The sequence below is a fragment of the Ochrobactrum teleogrylli genome, assembly GCF_037482325.1.
Classification (GTDB): Bacteria; Pseudomonadota; Alphaproteobacteria; order Rhizobiales; family Rhizobiaceae; genus Brucella; species Brucella teleogrylli.
In genome coordinates this window covers 926,738-941,643 of the sequence record NZ_JBBHKQ010000001.1, presented here as the reverse complement: position 1 = coordinate 941,643, position 14,906 = coordinate 926,738, and the positions used below count along the sequence as shown (strand labels likewise).

The window sequence follows — 14,906 nt, the reverse complement described above, 5'->3', positions numbered from 1 at the left end:
AGACCATAATCATGCTGAACTTCAAACGCGTCTTTGCTTCTCGCGCTCGCTCGTTCGCAAGCGTTCTGGTCGCATCCATGACGCTTCTCGTGATTTGCGCATTGCCTGCGCGCGCCATCGAAATTCAGGAAGTCGTCTCGCCGAAGGGCATTCATGCCTGGCTGGTGGAGGACAGTTCGGTGCCACTGGTATCCATGCGCTTCTCGTTCAAGGGCGGCACGTCGCAGGACCCCGCAGGCAAGGAAGGCCTCGCCAATCTGATGACCGGGCTGTTCGATGAAGGCGCTGGCGATCTCGATTCCGATGCGTTTCAGGAACGGATCGATAATCTGGGCGCCGAAATGAGCTTCACCGCCACGCAGGACGCCGTTTCCGGCGGCGTTCGCATGCTGGCGGAAAATCGCGATGCGGTGATGGACCTCGTGGCGCTGGCGGTCAACAAGCCGCGCTTCGACCAGCCCGCCATTGATCGCATTCGCAGTCAGGTCGTGGCCAGCATCGAGGCTTCACAGCGCAGCCCCGGCACCATTGCCGCTCGCCGTTTCGCGGAAGTGCTTTATGGCAACCATCCCTATGCGCGTCCCGACGAAGGTACGGCGAAATCGCTCCAGACGATCACCCGCGACGATCTGGTGACGTTCCATCGCAAGAATTTCGCCCGCGACCGGCTGACCATCGGTGTGGTCGGCGCGATCAATGCCAAGGACCTTGGCGTGATGCTCGACAAGGTGTTCGGCGATCTGCCCGCAGCGGCTGAGCTTGTGCCGGTGCCTGACGTCAAGCTGGCGCTCGGCACCACTACCAGCCTCTCCTTCGATGTGCCGCAGACGTCGATCCGGTTTGTCTATCCGGCAATCCCGCGCAAAGACCCGGACTTCTTCGCGGCCTATCTGATGAACCACATTCTGGGCGGCGGCTTCACCTCGCGGCTTTATGCCGAAGTGCGTGAAAAGCGCGGTCTCGCCTATTCGGTTTCGTCGCAGCTGGTGTTGCATGACCATGTCACGGCCTTGGTGATCTCCACCGCGACACGCCCGGAAAAGGCACAGGATTCGCTCAAGATCATTCGCGAGCAGGTGGCAGCCATGGCGAGCGACGGTCCGACGGAAGCCGAACTTGCCGCCGCGAAAAGCTTCCTCAAGGGGTCTTACGCGGTGAACAATCTTGATTCTTCGGGCGCGATTGCCGAAACACTGGTCAGCTTGCAGGATGCGGGACTGCCGCGCGATTATATCGACAAGCGCTCGGCGCTTATCGAGGCGGTGACGCTCGATCAGATCAAGGCTATTGCCAAGAAGCTGCTCGATGCCGAACCGGCGATACTGATTTACGGACCTGCTAAGAGTTGAGGCTCTGCGATATTCGGGCAATGGCGGCCTGCAAATGGCCTGGTTTGAGTTTATGCGCGTGATCTCATCCGAAAAGTCTGCAACTTTTCGGGATCATACGACTTCCGGTGCTCATGTACTTTAAGTACACTCCGCTCCGGTTCTCAAACCCCACCATTTTCGGCTTCCCATAGCCCGAATCTCATCAGAGCCTTGGGCGCCTAAAAACCGAAGATTCCTCTCAAGGGGATAGAGTGTTGGATAACGCCATGCCGTCATCGCCCCGCATTGCCGTCGCTTTCGGCGGCGGCGGCGCGCGCGGCATTGCGCATCTGCATATCATCGAAACGCTGGACGAGCTGGGCATCAGGCCCGTGGCCATCGCTGGCTCATCCATCGGATCGATTGTCGGCGCGGGCATGGCGAACGGCATGCGCGGCACGGAAATACACGACTATATGGCGGCGATCTTCAATCGCCGTTCGGAAGTTGCGCGCCGCATGTGGCAGACGCGTCCATCCCGCTGGGTTGAACTGCTGAAAGGCGGCTTTCGCGTCAGCCAGTTCAACATCGAGAAAATTATCGATGCCTTTCTTCCGGCATCGCTGCCCGCCAATGTGGAAGATCTCAAGATTCCCATGAGCATCACGGCGGCGGACTTCCACGCCGCCAAGGAGGTTCAGATTGTCGATGGGGATTTGCGTTCCGCTATTGCGGCTTCCTGCGCCATTCCGCCGGTTTTCGCGCCGGTGCGCCGCAATGGCCGCATTCTTGTCGATGGCGGTCTCTTCAATCCGGTGCCGTTCGATCTTCTGTTCGACAAGGCCGATATCGTCATCGGCATCGATGTCGTTGGGGCGCCGCCCGGTGATGACGACTATATGCCGACGACATTCGAAGCGGTCATCGGCGGTAATCAGCTGACCATGTGTTCGATCATCGAGAACAAATTCCGCATTCGCCCGCCGCATATTTTTCTGCGACCGGATGTCGGCCGCATCGGGCTGCTCGATTTCCTGAAATTCGATCAGATTCTCGACCAGAGCGCCGGGGTTCGCGAGGAACTGAAACAGGCCCTCGACCGCATTATCGAGGGCGATAATCTTCCGACACTGTCCTAGCTCCCGCTCTATTCGGCGGGAATTGCATCTTCCATCGTATCGTCATTGGCGGCAGGCGAAGGCGCATCCACCGTCTTGTCGATGCGCTGGCCTTCACGCGTCGGCTTGACCAGAGGTTCAGGCGTAACGGGCTTGTTGAACAGCAAATGCCGCCCGGCCATGATGCCTTCCGACGCCTGAACATGCAGCCGGTCCTCGTCGCGCTGGCGCACATCCTCGCGGATGGCATAGGCGTTGTTCTCGGCCATGCCGAGACCTTCCAGCGTGCGCTGCCCAAAAAGCAGACCGGATTCGAAAGTTTCGCGCAACTCGTATTCCACGCCCTGCGCCCGCAACTGCAACGTATGCTCGCGGTCATAGGAGCGTACGAACAGGCGCACATCCGGATAATCCGACTGGATCAGGCTGACGATATGGTTGGTCGTTTCCTTATTGTGTGTGCACACCGCGACGATCTTGGCCTTGCGGATACCGGAAGCTTCCAGCACATCCTTGCGGGTGCCATCGCCGAAATAGATGCGGAAACCGAACTTGCCTGCTGCGCGTACGCGGTTGGGCGATTTGTCGATCACCGTCACGTCGATACCGCCAGCCAGCAGGATCTGCGATGCGATCTGGCCATAACGCGAGAAGCCGATCATCAACACGTCGGAACCGGCGCCTTCGAAATCCTCTTCGATTTCATCGACCGGTTTGTCCTTGATGAGAAGCTTCGAGCCGATGGCCACCGAAAGCGGGGTCAGCGCCATGGATACGGTGACAGCCGCCACCAGTTCAGAGCCAAGCGCGCTGGAGATGATCGCCGCAGCCGAAGCAGCGGAGAACAGGACGAAGGCAAACTCGCCGCCCTGCGGCAGCAGGAAAGCGATGCGCACGGCGTCGTTATGGCTGGAGCGGAAGATGCGGCACAGAACATAGATGACGGCGATCTTCGCGACCATGAACACCGGCACGGCCAGAAGGATCGTCTTCCAATATTCCAGAATTACGCTGAGATTGAGCGACAGGCCCACCGCGACGAAGAACAGGCCGAGGAAAATACCGCGGAACGGTTCGATGTCGGCTTCCAGTTCGTGACGATAGGAGGATTCCGCCAGCAATACGCCAGCGATGAATGCGCCCATGGCCATCGACAGACCGGCGGCCTGCAACAATCCTGCCGATCCCAGCACGACGAAGAGGGCGGCGGCAATCATAACCTCGCGCGCGCCGGTATTGGCGATGATGCGGAACATCGGGTTGATCAGATAGCGCCCGGCAATGACGAGCGCGGCGATGGCCGCAACCGCCGTTGCCAGATGAAAGCCCGCGCTTGCCTGCGAGGGTTCATTGGGCGACAGAGCCGGAATGATCGCCAGAATTGGAACGATAGCGAGGTCCTGAAACAACAGGATCGCAAAGGCGCGCTGTCCATGCTTCTGGTTGGTCTCGGCGCGATCCTCCAGCACCTGCATGGCGAAGGCCGTCGAGGAAAGTGCAAGACCGAAGCCGATGATGATCGCGGCCTCCGGGTTGAGGCCAGCCAGATAAATCCCGAGCGCGGTGAGAACCGCGCCACATAGCAGAACCTGTGCCGCGCCAAGCCCGAAGATGGCGTGGCGCAGCGCCCAGAGCCGCGACGGCTTCAGTTCGAGGCCGATGATGAACAGCAGGAAAACCACGCCAAGCTCGGAAAAGTGCAGAAATTCCTCGCCATCGGCGATGAGGCGCGCGACGGGGCCAATCGTGATGCCAGCGGCCAGATAGCCCAGCACTGTGCCAAGCCCCAGACGCTTGAACAGCGGCGCGGCGATGATGGCGCCGCCAAGGATCATCAGGGCCTGTAGGTAGAGATTTCCACCGGTCGGAATCATGCTGTGCGCTCTTGTGGTTCGGAGACGGACGGGTCTCGCGACGTGAGGATTTGGAGAAATGTGGACGGGCTTGCCTTGATGCCCCCCGATTTCGGCAATATAGAAACAAGATATGGCTGCAATCAGCCCAATGTCGACCAAATTGACGATATTTTTTTAGCAAGTCCCGGTCACGACCCGTTGCACATTGCAATGTCCGGTCAGACGGAGGCGAGCTTGCCAAAGCGGGATTATGCAATGATTTCAGATAATTCAGCGGAAAAGCTGGTCGAGCGCGCGGCCCAGTTGGTGAAGGCTGCCGAACGTGCTGGCGCCGATCATGCCGATGCCGTGGTGATGCGCGCCCGCTCTGTCAGCGTCTCGGTAAGGCTTGGCAAGGTTGAGGGAACCGAATCGTCGGAGAGCGACGATTTTGCGCTGCGCGTCTTTGTCGGTCGGCGGATCGCCAGCGTTTCGGCCAATGCGGGTGCTGATCCAGACCGTCTGGCCGAACGCGCCGTCGCCATGGCGCGTGTTGCGCCGGAAGATCCCTATGAAGCGCTTGCCGATCCGGCGCTGCTGGTGAAGTCGCCGCGCGATCTCGATCTTTACGACACGACCGAAATCGACACCGACCGTCTGACGCAGGATGCGCTGGCGACGGAAGCAGCAGCGCTTGAAGTCAAAGGCGTGACCAATTCCGGCGGCGCGGGCGCATCGCGCAGCCTCGGCGGGCTGGTGCTTGTCACCTCCACCGGCTTTGCTGGCCATTATGCCGCCACGCGCTTCGGTCGCTCGGTTTCGGCCATTGCGGGCGAAGGCACCAGGATGGAGCGCGATTATGATTTCAGTTCGCGGCTGCATTTCGCCGATCTCGATACGCCGGACGCTATCGGTCGTCGTGCCGGTGAGCGCGCAGTGCGCAGGCTTGGCGCGCGACAGGCGAAGACCGGCCCGGTCACGGTAGTCTTTGATCCGCGCCTCGCACGCGGTATTGCCGGGCATTTGGCCAGCGCCATTAATGGCGCGTCGGTTGCGCGCAAGACGAGCTTTCTGCGCGACAGCCTGGGTAAGCAGATATTGAAGCAGGGCATCAACGTCACCGATAATCCGCTGCGCATGCGCGGCTCGTCGTCCCGTCCGTTCGACGGTGAAGGCATTGAGGGCCAGCCGCTGACCATGATTGAGGATGGCGTGCTGCAACACTGGCTGCTGTCCGGTTCCAGCGCCCGCGAACTGGGCCTGACGGGCAACGGACGCGGCGTGCGCTCGGGGTCCGGTGTTTCACCTGCCTCGACCAATTTTGCCATCGAGCCGGGCACGCAGTCGCCGGAAGACCTTATCCGCGCTGTCGGCACGGGCTTTTATGTGACGGAAGTGTTCGGGCAGGGCGTCGATATGATCACCGGCCAATATAGCCGTGGCGCTTCGGGTTTCTGGATCGAAAATGGCGAGCTGGCCTATCCGGTCAGCGAAGTCACCATCGCGTCGAACCTCAAGGACATGTTCCTCAATCTGACACCTGCATCGGATATCGACCGCAATTTCGGGATGACCGCGCCTACCCTCGTGATCGAAGGCATGACCCTTGCCGGAAACTGACAAACAGAGCGAAGCCCGTGCAGAACTGGCGCTGTTGCGCGATGCCGCCCGCGAGGCCGGACGCATCGCCATGCGTTATTTCGGGCGCTCGCCGGAAGTCTGGTTGAAGGACGGTCACTCGCCGGTGAGCGAGGCCGACCTTGCGGTGGACCGCTATCTGAAAGACGTGCTTTTGACGGAGCGCCCCGATTATGGCTGGATTTCCGAAGAAACCACCGATGACCGCGCCAAGGCAAAGCGGCGGCGCGCTTTCGTCGTCGATCCCATCGACGGCACCCGTGCCTATATTGCCGGTCAGGACCAGTGGTGCGTGAGCATCGCGATTGTGGAGGATGGCAGGCCGATTGCCGGTGTTTTGGAATGTCCGGTTCGTAAAGAACTGATCGAGGCCGGGCAGGGACTTGGTGCGGTGCAAAACGATGCGCCGATCCATGTCAAACTACCGCCTGAAGGCGGGACGCTCACCATCGCTTCGGCGCGTAGCGCGACGACCATATTTCCGGAAACATGGCGCGACAGGGTCAAGCTGCATGCCTATGTGCCGTCGCTTGCCTATCGTATTGCGATGGTGGCACGGGGCGATATTGCGGGCACCTTCATTCGGCCAAATTCGCATGATTGGGATCTGGCTGCAGCCGATCTCATCTTGAGTGAGTCGGGCGGGGCTATTCTGACAAACGATGCTCTTCCGCTCATTTATGGCGGTCCGACGCGGAGCCACGGCGCTCTTGTCGCGGCCAGCGGGAATTTGCTGCGTGAAATGTTGAGTGTTGTCGCGGAGTGACCGTTGGGTTAATCATGCCGCGAACCAAAATTGTTCAGGGATTATTGTCATGAGTGTCGAAGGCGACAAAAAGCAGCTTCTTCATCTGGTATTCGGCGGCGAGCTGTCCAAGCTTGGAACCGTACAATTCCGCGATCTCGAAAACCTCGATATCGTCGGCATCTATCCCAACTACGAATCCGCAAAAGCCGCCTGGAAGGCCAAGGCTCAAGCGACTGTCGACAACGCTCATATGCGTTATTTCATCGTGCACCTGCATCGGTTGCTCGATCCCGAAGGTGTGACCCTGCAGGCGGACTGAGCAGTTTGCCCGGTCCAGACCAGCATATGACGGAAGGCGAAGAGCGGTCCGTTCAGCCCGCGGCCCAGCCCGACAGGCGCAAGAAAAAAGACGGCCTCGCCAAGCGTCTTTGGAAGCGCGTGCGCGGGCCGCTGGCGCAGTCGGCTGTCGTCAAGTCGATATTGGTCTGGCTCATCACGAGCTATTTCAAGCTTGTCTATTATACCAACACGCGGCTGAAGGGCTCGGCTGATCCGCAAGCGCTGGTCGGCAAGGACGATCCTTTCATCGTGACCTTCTGGCATGGCCAGCATCTGATGGGGCCGTTCATCTGCCCCAAGGGGATCGAACTGGTCGCCATGTTTTCGCGCAGCGCCGATGCGGAGCTGAACGCCCGCGTCGCGGAAAAGCTCGGTCTCATGACCGTGCGCGGGTCCGGCGGGCGCAGCTCGCGGGCACAGCCAGAAAAAGGCGGTGCGCGTGCGCTTCTCACCTTGAAGAATGCGCTGAAAAAAGGACAGTCGGCATCGATCATCGCCGACATTCCCCACGGCACGCCGCGTGAGGCCGGCGAGGGGATCATTTTGTTGGCGAAATTGTCCGGGCGACCGATCATTCCGGTTGCTTATGCCTTCTCGAGAAATCATGTTTTGGAGAAGTCATGGGACAAGACGACGATTCCACTGCCTTTTGGACGGTCCGTTGTTGTGCGCGCCGACAATGTCTGGGTAGATGCCGACGCCGATGAAACGCAACTGGAAGAAAAACGCATGGAACTGACGCGCCTGCTGAATGACGCCACGGTGCGCGCCTATGCGGCATTGGAGAAAGCGAAATGAGCGAACGCTGGGCGCGCAATATATTGTCAGCCTATCGCATGTTCGGCTCCGCCGCCTATCCCTTCATGGGGCCTTACATTGCCTATCGCGCGTCGCGCGGCAAGGAAGAGCGGCAGCGCCGTGGTGAGCGTTATGGCAAGTCAGCCGTCGCCCGCCCACAAGGTCCGGTCATCTGGGCCCATGCGGCAAGTGTCGGCGAAAGTGTTGCCATCACGCCGCTGATCGAAAGCATTGCCTCCACCGGCATTCATGTCGTGATGACCACTGGCACGGTGACATCTGCAAAGCTTGTGGCCGATCAGCTGGGCTCCAAGGTCATTCATCAATATGCGCCGCTCGACCTGCAACCGGCGGTCAACAAATTCCTCAATCACTGGAAGCCGGACCTCGCCATCGGCTGCGAATCCGAAATCTGGCCCGCGACGGTGCTGTCGCTGGGCGGTCGTCATATTCCGCAAGTGCTGGTCAATGCCCGCATGTCGGATCGTTCCTTTGCCAGATGGCAAAAGCGGCCCGCGCTGGCAGAAGCCCTGTTCGAAAATTTCGCTCATGTCGTGGCCCAGTCGGAACTCGACGGCGACCGTTTCCGCACGCTTGGCGCGCGCCCGGTCAGCGTGTCGGGCAATCTGAAAGTCGATACCACGCCGCCGCCTGCTGATCCGCAAGCGCTCTCCATGTTGCAGCGGCAGATCGCCGGACGGCGCAGCTGGGCTGCGATCTCTACCCATGATGGAGAAGAGGCAATCGCCGCCGAAGTGCATCAGATGCTGAAGGTGCGCTATCCGCATCTCGTGACGATCATCGTGCCGCGTCATCCGGATCGCACGCCTGCCATCGAAGCGATGCTGGCGGAAAAGGGGCTGAAAGTCACCAGACGCAGCAGTGGCTTGGCCGTTGAAGCGGATACCGATATTCTGCTCGGCGATACAATTGGCGAAATGGGGCTTTATCTGCAATTGACCGAGATTGCCTTCATCGGCAATTCGCTGACCAAAGAAGGCGGGCACAATCCGCTGGAACCGGCGATGATGGGTACAGCTGTGCTGACTGGCAAGAATGTGCAGAACTTCCGCGAGTCCTTCCAGCGCCTGATCAAGAATGGCGGCGCGCGCATCGTGAAGGACAGGAACATGCTCGCCGGGGCGATCAATTTCCTGTTCAACAATCCGCAGCATCTGCGCGGCATGATCAATGCGGGCGTCAACACCGTGAAGGATATGCGCGGCGCGCTTGATCGCACGCTTGTCGCGCTGGAGCCGTTCATCCAGCCGCTTGTGCTGCAGGCGCAGTTCCCCGGCAATCGCAACGAGGTTGCCTACGTCCACGGCGGCATCTGATATGGCGAGCGAAGCGCCGCCATTCTGGTGGGAAAAGCTCGACTGGCGCGCAAGATCACTGGCCCCTGCCGCCTGGATTTACGGGTCTATCGCCGGGCGACGCCTGATCCGCTCCGAACCACCCAAAATCGCTTTGCCCGTTCTCTGTATCGGCAATTTCACCGTCGGTGGGGCAGGCAAGACGCCCACGGCGATTGCCTTTGCCAAGGTCGCGAAGGCGCGCGGGCTGAAGCCCGGCATCGTCTCGCGCGGCTATGGCGGGAGCTATAAAGGGTTGCATGTCGTTGACCCCGGCCATGACAGCGCCCGCTATGTCGGTGATGAACCGCTTTTGCTGGCGCGCCATGCGCCGGTGGCGCTTTCGCCCGACCGGGTGAAGGCCGCGCAGCATCTGCAATCGCTTGGTTGCGATTTCATCATCATGGATGACGGGTTCCAGAGCGCGCGGCTCCATGCCGATTTCGCGCTTTTGGTGGTGGATGCGGGGCGGGGCATCGGCAATGGCCGCGTCATCCCGGCGGGTCCATTGCGCGCGCCGCTGACCGACCAGATGCGCAAGACCGACGCGCTGTTGCGGATCGGCAAAGGCGATGCGGCGGATTTCGTGATCCGTCAGGCGGCCCGCGCCGGACGGCCGATCTATGAGGCCGCGCTTATACCTTCATCGTCGGTAACGGTTGCTGGGCAGCGCTGGCTGGCCTTTGCCGGTATCGGCAATCCCGACAAGTTTTATGCAAGTCTTGCACAGGCTGGCGGCGTCATCGCGGAAACGCGCTCGTTTCCCGATCATCACAGCTTTGAACCCGATGAAATCCGCGACCTGATCGATACGGCCCGCAGGCAGGGGCTGGGGCTGATCACCACGGCAAAGGACCATGTGCGTCTCGCCACAATGGTCGGTGTGCCGGCTGAATTTTTGTCGAAACTGGCGGTTCTCGATATCGATCTGAAATTCGAGCGCACGGATGCGCTCCATCATATCCTTGATACGGTGATCGAGCGCTTTAAAAGCCGGTCTTTATAAGGAAACTAAGCCTTCTTGCGGCTGCGCATTTCCGGGTTGAACTCAAGCTCACGCTCGAAGGAAATGAGGCCGGTCGCATAGGCTTCCTGCCGCGCAACGCTCCAATATTTCAATTCGTCCAGCGGAATCTGCGCGCCGGTAACGGCACAGAGCACATAGGAACCGTGCTTGACGATTTCATAGTCGCCGTCGAGATAACGCAGGACAGCTTCGGAGGATGAGCGGGGCGATTCAAATCTGTTCATGTGTGTAAAACCTTTGCACTGAACTCTAGCAAGTGCGAACCTTGGCGTCCAGCGGCGCTGAAGGTGCTTATACCAAATCCTGTCAACGTCTGCCGAAAAGCCGCTCAATATCGCTCAGCTTCAGCTCGATATAGGTCGGGCGTCCGTGATTGCATGTGCCGGAACCGGGCGTTGCCTCCATTTCGCGCAACAATGCGTTCATTTCCTCGGGCTTCAGACGGCGTCCTGAACGTACCGATCCATGGCAGGCCATGGTGGCCGCAACATGGTTGAGCATGGCCTGCAATCCGTCGGCGGTTTCATGCTCGGCAATCTCGTCGGCCAGATCGCGGATCAACTGTTGCACGTTCATTTCGCCAAGTATGGCGGGTGTCTCGCGCACAGCGATAGCGCCGGGACCAAACTGCTCCACGCCCAGCCCGAACCGGGCCAGCGTTTCCGCATGACTTGCCAGCCGCTCGGCGTCTTCCTCCGCCAGATCGACCACTTCCGGGATCAGCAGCATCTGCCCCGGTATCGGGCGCGAATGCAGCGCGTTTTTAAGCGCTTCATAGACCAGCCGTTCATGGGCCGCATGCTGGTCCACAATGACGAGGCTGTCTTCGGTTTGCGAGACGATATAATTGGCATGGATTTGCGCGCGGGCAGCACCCAGCGGTTTTTGCTGCAATTCGACCGGGGCTTCGCTCATGGTCGCACGCGCATCGGCTGTCGGAATATTCACGACATCGATTGTCGCCTGCTCGCTTTCGTGGAAGGCAGGCGCGTTGCCGAAATCAAGCGGTCTATGCGCCGGATGTGCAGTCTGCGGCGACCACTCGCTGCGCGGGCTTGGGCGCTCAGGCCGCCAGCTTGTCGAGGCATAATTGTTCGAAGACTGCTTTGGTTGAAACCCTTCGGCGCGGAAAGCCTGCAACATGGCTTCTGCGCCGCCGGTTGCCGGACGGATGCCGGATTGGGACAGCGCCTGCTTGATCGCGCCCACGATCAGGCCGCGCACAAGGCCGGGATCGCGAAAACGGACATCGGCCTTGGCCGGGTGCACATTCACATCGACGAGCGCCGGATCGAGCGTCAAAAACAGCACGGCGACCGGATGGCGGTCACGCGCAATGACATCGGCATAAGCGCCGCGCAGCGCGCCGAAAATCTGCTTGTCGCGCACCGGACGGCCATTCACATAAGCAAACTGGTGCTGTGCATTGCCGCGATTATGGGATGGTATGCCGACAAAACCGGCAAGCCGCACACCGTCACGCTCGGCATCGATGGAAAGCGCGTTTTCGCCGAAATCCTGACCGAGAACCTGCCCGATCCGCTCCAGCGTGGCATCGGTGCCCGCGCCAGTCGCGGGCATTTCCAACGGCGTGCGGTCGGTGCCGGACAGCGAAAAGCGCACATGCGGGAAGGCAATGGCAATGCGCTTCAGCACATCGGTGATGGCGGAGGCTTCGGCACGGTCCGTCTTCATGAATTTGAGACGGGCGGGCGTGGCGTAAAAGAGATCGCGCACTTCGGCTATCGTGCCGCGATTGAGCGCCGTGGGGCGCGGGCCTTCGAGATGACCGCCGGAAACGGAAACCTCAAATCCGGCATCCGCATCCTGCGGACGTGATTTCAAGGTCAGTTTGGCGACCGAGCCGATGGAGGGCAGGGCTTCGCCACGAAAACCCAGCGCACGAATATCATGCACGTCATCCGAGAGCTTGGACGTGCAATGGCGCGAAACCGCGAGCGGCAACTCGTCGACGGGAATGCCGGAGCCGTTGTCGGTGACGCGCAGCAGCGTCTTGCCGCCGCCGCCGGTCACAACCTCGATGCGGGTCGCGCCAGCGTCGATGGCATTCTCGACCAATTCCTTGATCACGCTGGCGGGGCGCTCGATGACCTCGCCTGCTGCGATCTGATTGATGATGGTTTCGCTTAAATGTCGAATGGGCATGAAGCGATTATAGGTAGATTCGCACGCGGCGGTAATAGCGCCGCGCGCCGCGTCCCGGCCCACTGTGGACTGGCTTCAGGCGGCTTGCGCCTCGCCCTTCTTGTCGAGGCCGAGGTGAATGGCGGGCGCGGGCCGCCCAAGCAGGAAGCCCTGCACCTGATTGCAGCCTTCTTCCTGCAAAATATCCATCTGCGTCTGCGTTTCCACACCTTCGGCCAGCACCGGAATATCGAGGCTCTGACCGAGCGCCAGAATCGCCCGCACGAAAGCCTTCGACTGCACGTTCTGGTCCAGATCTGTGACGAAGCTGCGGTCGAGCTTGATCTTGTCGAATGGGAAGGAACGCAATGTCGCCAGCGACGAATAGCCGGTGCCGAAATCATCGATGGCGATGCTGACGCCAAGCGCCTTGAGTTCACGCAGGATATGCAGCGCGCGCGCCTTGTCGCGGATGATCGCGCCTTCGGTCACTTCAAGCTCCAGCAGTTTTGCCGGTAGGCCGGTTTCGTTCAAAATATTTTGAACTGTGTCCACGAGGCCGGTATGGCTGAGCTGTAACGGGGAAATATTGACCGCTATCCTGCGGGAAACGGGCCAGCTTGCCGCTTCTTTGCAGGCTGCACGCAATACCCATTCGCCGAGCTGCGTGATGACGCCCGATTCTTCGGCTATCGGAATGAACAGGGTTGGCGGCACCAGACCCTGCACGGGGTGACGCCAGCGCAGCAGAACTTCATAGCCCGATATGCCGCCATCCTTGATGCTGCGCTGGACCTGAAAATTCAGGAAGAACTGGTTTTCGTCAATCGCCGTCCAGACATCGCGTGCCAGCGCAGCACGCTTGCGCGCCGCTTCATCCATGCTGCTTTCATAGTAGCAAATCTTGTTCTCAATGTTCTGTTTGGCGCGATACATGGCCATATCCGCATTGGACAGAAGCTTTTCCACATCCTCGGCGTCGGTTGGATAGATTGCGATGCCGAGGCTTGCGCCGGGGCGCACAACGGCATTGCCAAGGTCCACAAGATCGCTAAGCGCTATGTTAAGTCGTGAGACGAAGCTGCGCAGATCGTCCTCATCCTGAAATGTCTTCAGGGCTGCAAATTCATCGCCGCCGAAGCGACCGATCAGCTCGCCGCTTTCCAGATGTTCGGTCATGCGGGCCGAAATCTCGCAAAGCAGCCTGTCACCCGCGGCGTGGCCATAGAGGTCGTTGACCTCCTTGAAGCGATCCAGATCGATGCCGATCAGCGCAATGCGGTGGTCGCCATTATCGGCATTGACCTTTTCGCGGCTGAGGCGTTCGACGAACTGGGTGCGGTTGGGCAATCCGGTCAGCGAGTCGTGACGGGCAATGTGTTGCAACTGCCGCAGGTTGGAAGACTGGACGTGGCTGTCGATCAGGTAACTGGCAAGGGCAGTGCCAAGCACAATCAGGCCGACTCCGCCGACAGAAGCGGCAAGGGTGAACTTGTCGGCAAGCTCCGCTTCTTGCAGATAGTTCATCGGCGTCACGGTCAGCGCCGCCATGCCGGTGAAATGCAGGCTGACGACGGCTGCGGTAAAGGCCAGAACCGCCAGACGGTAGGAGGTCGGGTAGCGACACCGCATCAAAAACTGGCCGGAGAGCGAGCCAAACAACACGGCAAACACGATGGATGCATAGAAATAATCCATGTTCCATTCGATCAGCCCGTCCACGCGATAGGCGAGCATGCCGATATAGTGCATGGTGGCAATTGATGCGCCCACCATGGCGCCGCCGATGACGGGGGCAAAGCGGGGAAAGCCGCCGGTCATGACCACGAAGCCGATTCCCGTGCCGACAACGGCAATCGCCAGCGACAGGATGGTAAGGTCTGGCAGAAGCACCACGGGCGCGCTCGGCTCATAGGCCAGCATGGCGACGAAATGCGTGCACCAGGCGGTTGAGCCAGATGCGATCGCCACCAGAAAATGCCAGCCATAGCGCACGAAGCCATGACATCTGGCGGCCTTGCGGACGAGATTGAGCGTGATCGCGGAACCCACGAGGCAGATCAGCGCTGCCAACGTTGTCAGCCACGCGTCATGCTGCGTGGCAATGCAATTGAGAACGGTCATCATGGAATGAAATAGCCCCGATAGCCTGTAGAAGCGAGGTCAGGGCACTGGACTGCCCAAAGTGATTGGCTTGGTCTCAATGGCGGTCAGTGGTGATCCGACAGATAAACCTGGCTGTGCAAGGTCGGTCTTTACAAATGCAGAAACTGGACCGGGATCGCGCAGCCGACAGGCGCAGGCCTTGTCACCGCACGGCGGCATGTCATGATCGCGTTACCCATCCTGGCCCCCCAGCCAAATCCGGCTCAATTTCGATGGGCCTTGGTTGCATAGTATTTCCTGATTAGCGGTTAACGCGAATATCAAGATTGTGATTGGGAGATCATTTTCACAAGAATGTTATAAGAAAGCATCTGCTGTTACAGCGTTTTCGAAAATGAACCGGCATTGCCTGGTGGATGAAGTGTCATACTGCCCGGTAATAAGAGTATATGGTCTACATCTTTAAATGATCGCATCTTCAGATGTT

Annotated in this window: 12 protein-coding genes; 8 read left to right on the top strand and 4 right to left on the bottom strand. The window is 59.7% G+C overall.

All coding sequences use genetic code 11. The features are described from left to right. Positions 1-11: 11 nt before the first annotated feature. The gene (locus WIX40_RS04350; protein WP_171318674.1) at positions 12-1,349 is read left to right on the top strand and encodes a M16 family metallopeptidase; all 1,338 of its coding nucleotides are present in this window, start codon (positions 12-14) and stop codon (positions 1,347-1,349) included. Between the two features lie 236 nt (positions 1,350-1,585). Continuing rightward, positions 1,586-2,449, top strand: coding sequence for a patatin-like phospholipase family protein (locus tag WIX40_RS04345; protein ID WP_109367790.1), 864 nt, complete (start codon positions 1,586-1,588; stop codon positions 2,447-2,449). 8 nt (positions 2,450-2,457) lie between these two features. Here the strand turns inward: WIX40_RS04345 and WIX40_RS04340 are convergent, their stop codons facing one another. Next, positions 2,458-4,302, bottom strand: coding sequence for a monovalent cation:proton antiporter-2 (CPA2) family protein (locus WIX40_RS04340; protein WP_109367789.1), 1,845 nt, complete (start codon positions 4,300-4,302; stop codon positions 2,458-2,460). 237 nt (positions 4,303-4,539) lie between these two features. On the opposite strand from WIX40_RS04340, the gene WIX40_RS04335 reads away from it, so the two are divergent. Genes WIX40_RS04335 through lpxK form a run of 6 tightly spaced genes read left to right on the top strand, consistent with a single transcriptional unit; the run spans position 4,540 to position 10,147 of the window. Then, on the top strand, positions 4,540-5,883 hold the full coding sequence (locus tag WIX40_RS04335) for a TldD/PmbA family protein (protein WP_339438722.1): 1,344 nt from the start codon (positions 4,540-4,542) through the stop codon (positions 5,881-5,883). Continuing rightward, positions 5,870-6,667 (top strand): 3'(2'),5'-bisphosphate nucleotidase CysQ, encoded by a 798-nt coding sequence (locus WIX40_RS04330; protein ID WP_339438720.1) that lies wholly within the window; start codon positions 5,870-5,872, stop codon positions 6,665-6,667. The genes WIX40_RS04335 and WIX40_RS04330 overlap by 14 nt, the downstream gene beginning before the upstream one ends. A 49-nt stretch (positions 6,668-6,716) precedes the next feature. Then, a complete protein-coding gene (locus WIX40_RS04325) occupies positions 6,717-6,968 on the top strand; it encodes a DUF4170 domain-containing protein (protein WP_109367787.1) in 252 nt (83 codons plus the stop codon). 26 nt (positions 6,969-6,994) lie between these two features. Continuing rightward, positions 6,995-7,786 carry a lysophospholipid acyltransferase family protein gene (locus WIX40_RS04320; RefSeq protein WP_109367786.1) on the top strand — a complete coding sequence of 264 codons (792 nt, stop codon included), beginning with the start codon at positions 6,995-6,997 and terminating at the stop codon, positions 7,784-7,786. Then, positions 7,783-9,123 carry a lipid IV(A) 3-deoxy-D-manno-octulosonic acid transferase gene (gene waaA, locus WIX40_RS04315; protein WP_109367785.1) on the top strand — a complete coding sequence of 447 codons (1,341 nt, stop codon included), beginning with the start codon at positions 7,783-7,785 and terminating at the stop codon, positions 9,121-9,123. Before WIX40_RS04320 ends, waaA begins: the two co-directional genes overlap by 4 nt. A gap of 1 nt (position 9,124) precedes the next feature. Further along, positions 9,125-10,147: a tetraacyldisaccharide 4'-kinase gene (lpxK, locus tag WIX40_RS04310; protein ID WP_339438716.1), complete on the top strand. Its 1,023-nt coding sequence runs from the start codon at positions 9,125-9,127 to the stop codon at positions 10,145-10,147. 5 nt (positions 10,148-10,152) lie between these two features. On the opposite strand, the gene WIX40_RS04305 is transcribed toward lpxK, so the two are convergent. The 3 genes from WIX40_RS04305 to WIX40_RS04295 form a co-directional block, all read right to left on the bottom strand. After that, positions 10,153-10,392: a DUF2093 domain-containing protein gene (locus tag WIX40_RS04305; RefSeq protein WP_140023568.1), complete on the bottom strand. Its 240-nt coding sequence runs from the start codon at positions 10,390-10,392 to the stop codon at positions 10,153-10,155. A gap of 82 nt (positions 10,393-10,474) precedes the next feature. Further along, the gene (gene mutL, locus WIX40_RS04300; protein ID WP_339438713.1) at positions 10,475-12,334 is read right to left on the bottom strand and encodes a DNA mismatch repair endonuclease MutL; all 1,860 of its coding nucleotides are present in this window, start codon (positions 12,332-12,334) and stop codon (positions 10,475-10,477) included. Between the two features lie 75 nt (positions 12,335-12,409). Further along, positions 12,410-14,440, bottom strand: a complete 2,031-nt coding sequence (locus WIX40_RS04295; RefSeq protein ID WP_140023570.1) for a putative bifunctional diguanylate cyclase/phosphodiesterase — start codon at positions 14,438-14,440, stop codon at positions 12,410-12,412. Between the last annotated feature and the right edge of the window lie 466 nt (positions 14,441-14,906).

Bases quoted from the DNA above. Each gene is read 5' to 3' on its own strand.
- WIX40_RS04350 (WP_171318674.1), top strand. From the start codon at position 12: ATGCTGAACTTCAAACGCGTCTTTGCTTCTCGCGCTCGCTCGTTCGCA.
- WIX40_RS04340 (WP_109367789.1), bottom strand. From the start codon at position 4,302: ATGATTCCGACCGGTGGAAATCTCTACCTACAGGCCCTGATGATCCTT.
- WIX40_RS04335 (WP_339438722.1), top strand. From the start codon at position 4,540: ATGATTTCAGATAATTCAGCGGAAAAGCTGGTCGAGCGCGCGGCCCAG.
- WIX40_RS04325 (WP_109367787.1), top strand. From the start codon at position 6,717: ATGAGTGTCGAAGGCGACAAAAAGCAGCTTCTTCATCTGGTATTCGGC.
- WIX40_RS04320 (WP_109367786.1), top strand. From the start codon at position 6,995: ATGACGGAAGGCGAAGAGCGGTCCGTTCAGCCCGCGGCCCAGCCCGAC.
- waaA (WP_109367785.1), top strand. From the start codon at position 7,783: ATGAGCGAACGCTGGGCGCGCAATATATTGTCAGCCTATCGCATGTTC.
- lpxK (WP_339438716.1), top strand. From the start codon at position 9,125: ATGGCGAGCGAAGCGCCGCCATTCTGGTGGGAAAAGCTCGACTGGCGC.
- WIX40_RS04305 (WP_140023568.1), bottom strand. From the start codon at position 10,392: ATGAACAGATTTGAATCGCCCCGCTCATCCTCCGAAGCTGTCCTGCGT.
- mutL (WP_339438713.1), bottom strand. From the start codon at position 12,334: ATGCCCATTCGACATTTAAGCGAAACCATCATCAATCAGATCGCAGCA.
- WIX40_RS04295 (WP_140023570.1), bottom strand. From the start codon at position 14,440: ATGATGACCGTTCTCAATTGCATTGCCACGCAGCATGACGCGTGGCTG.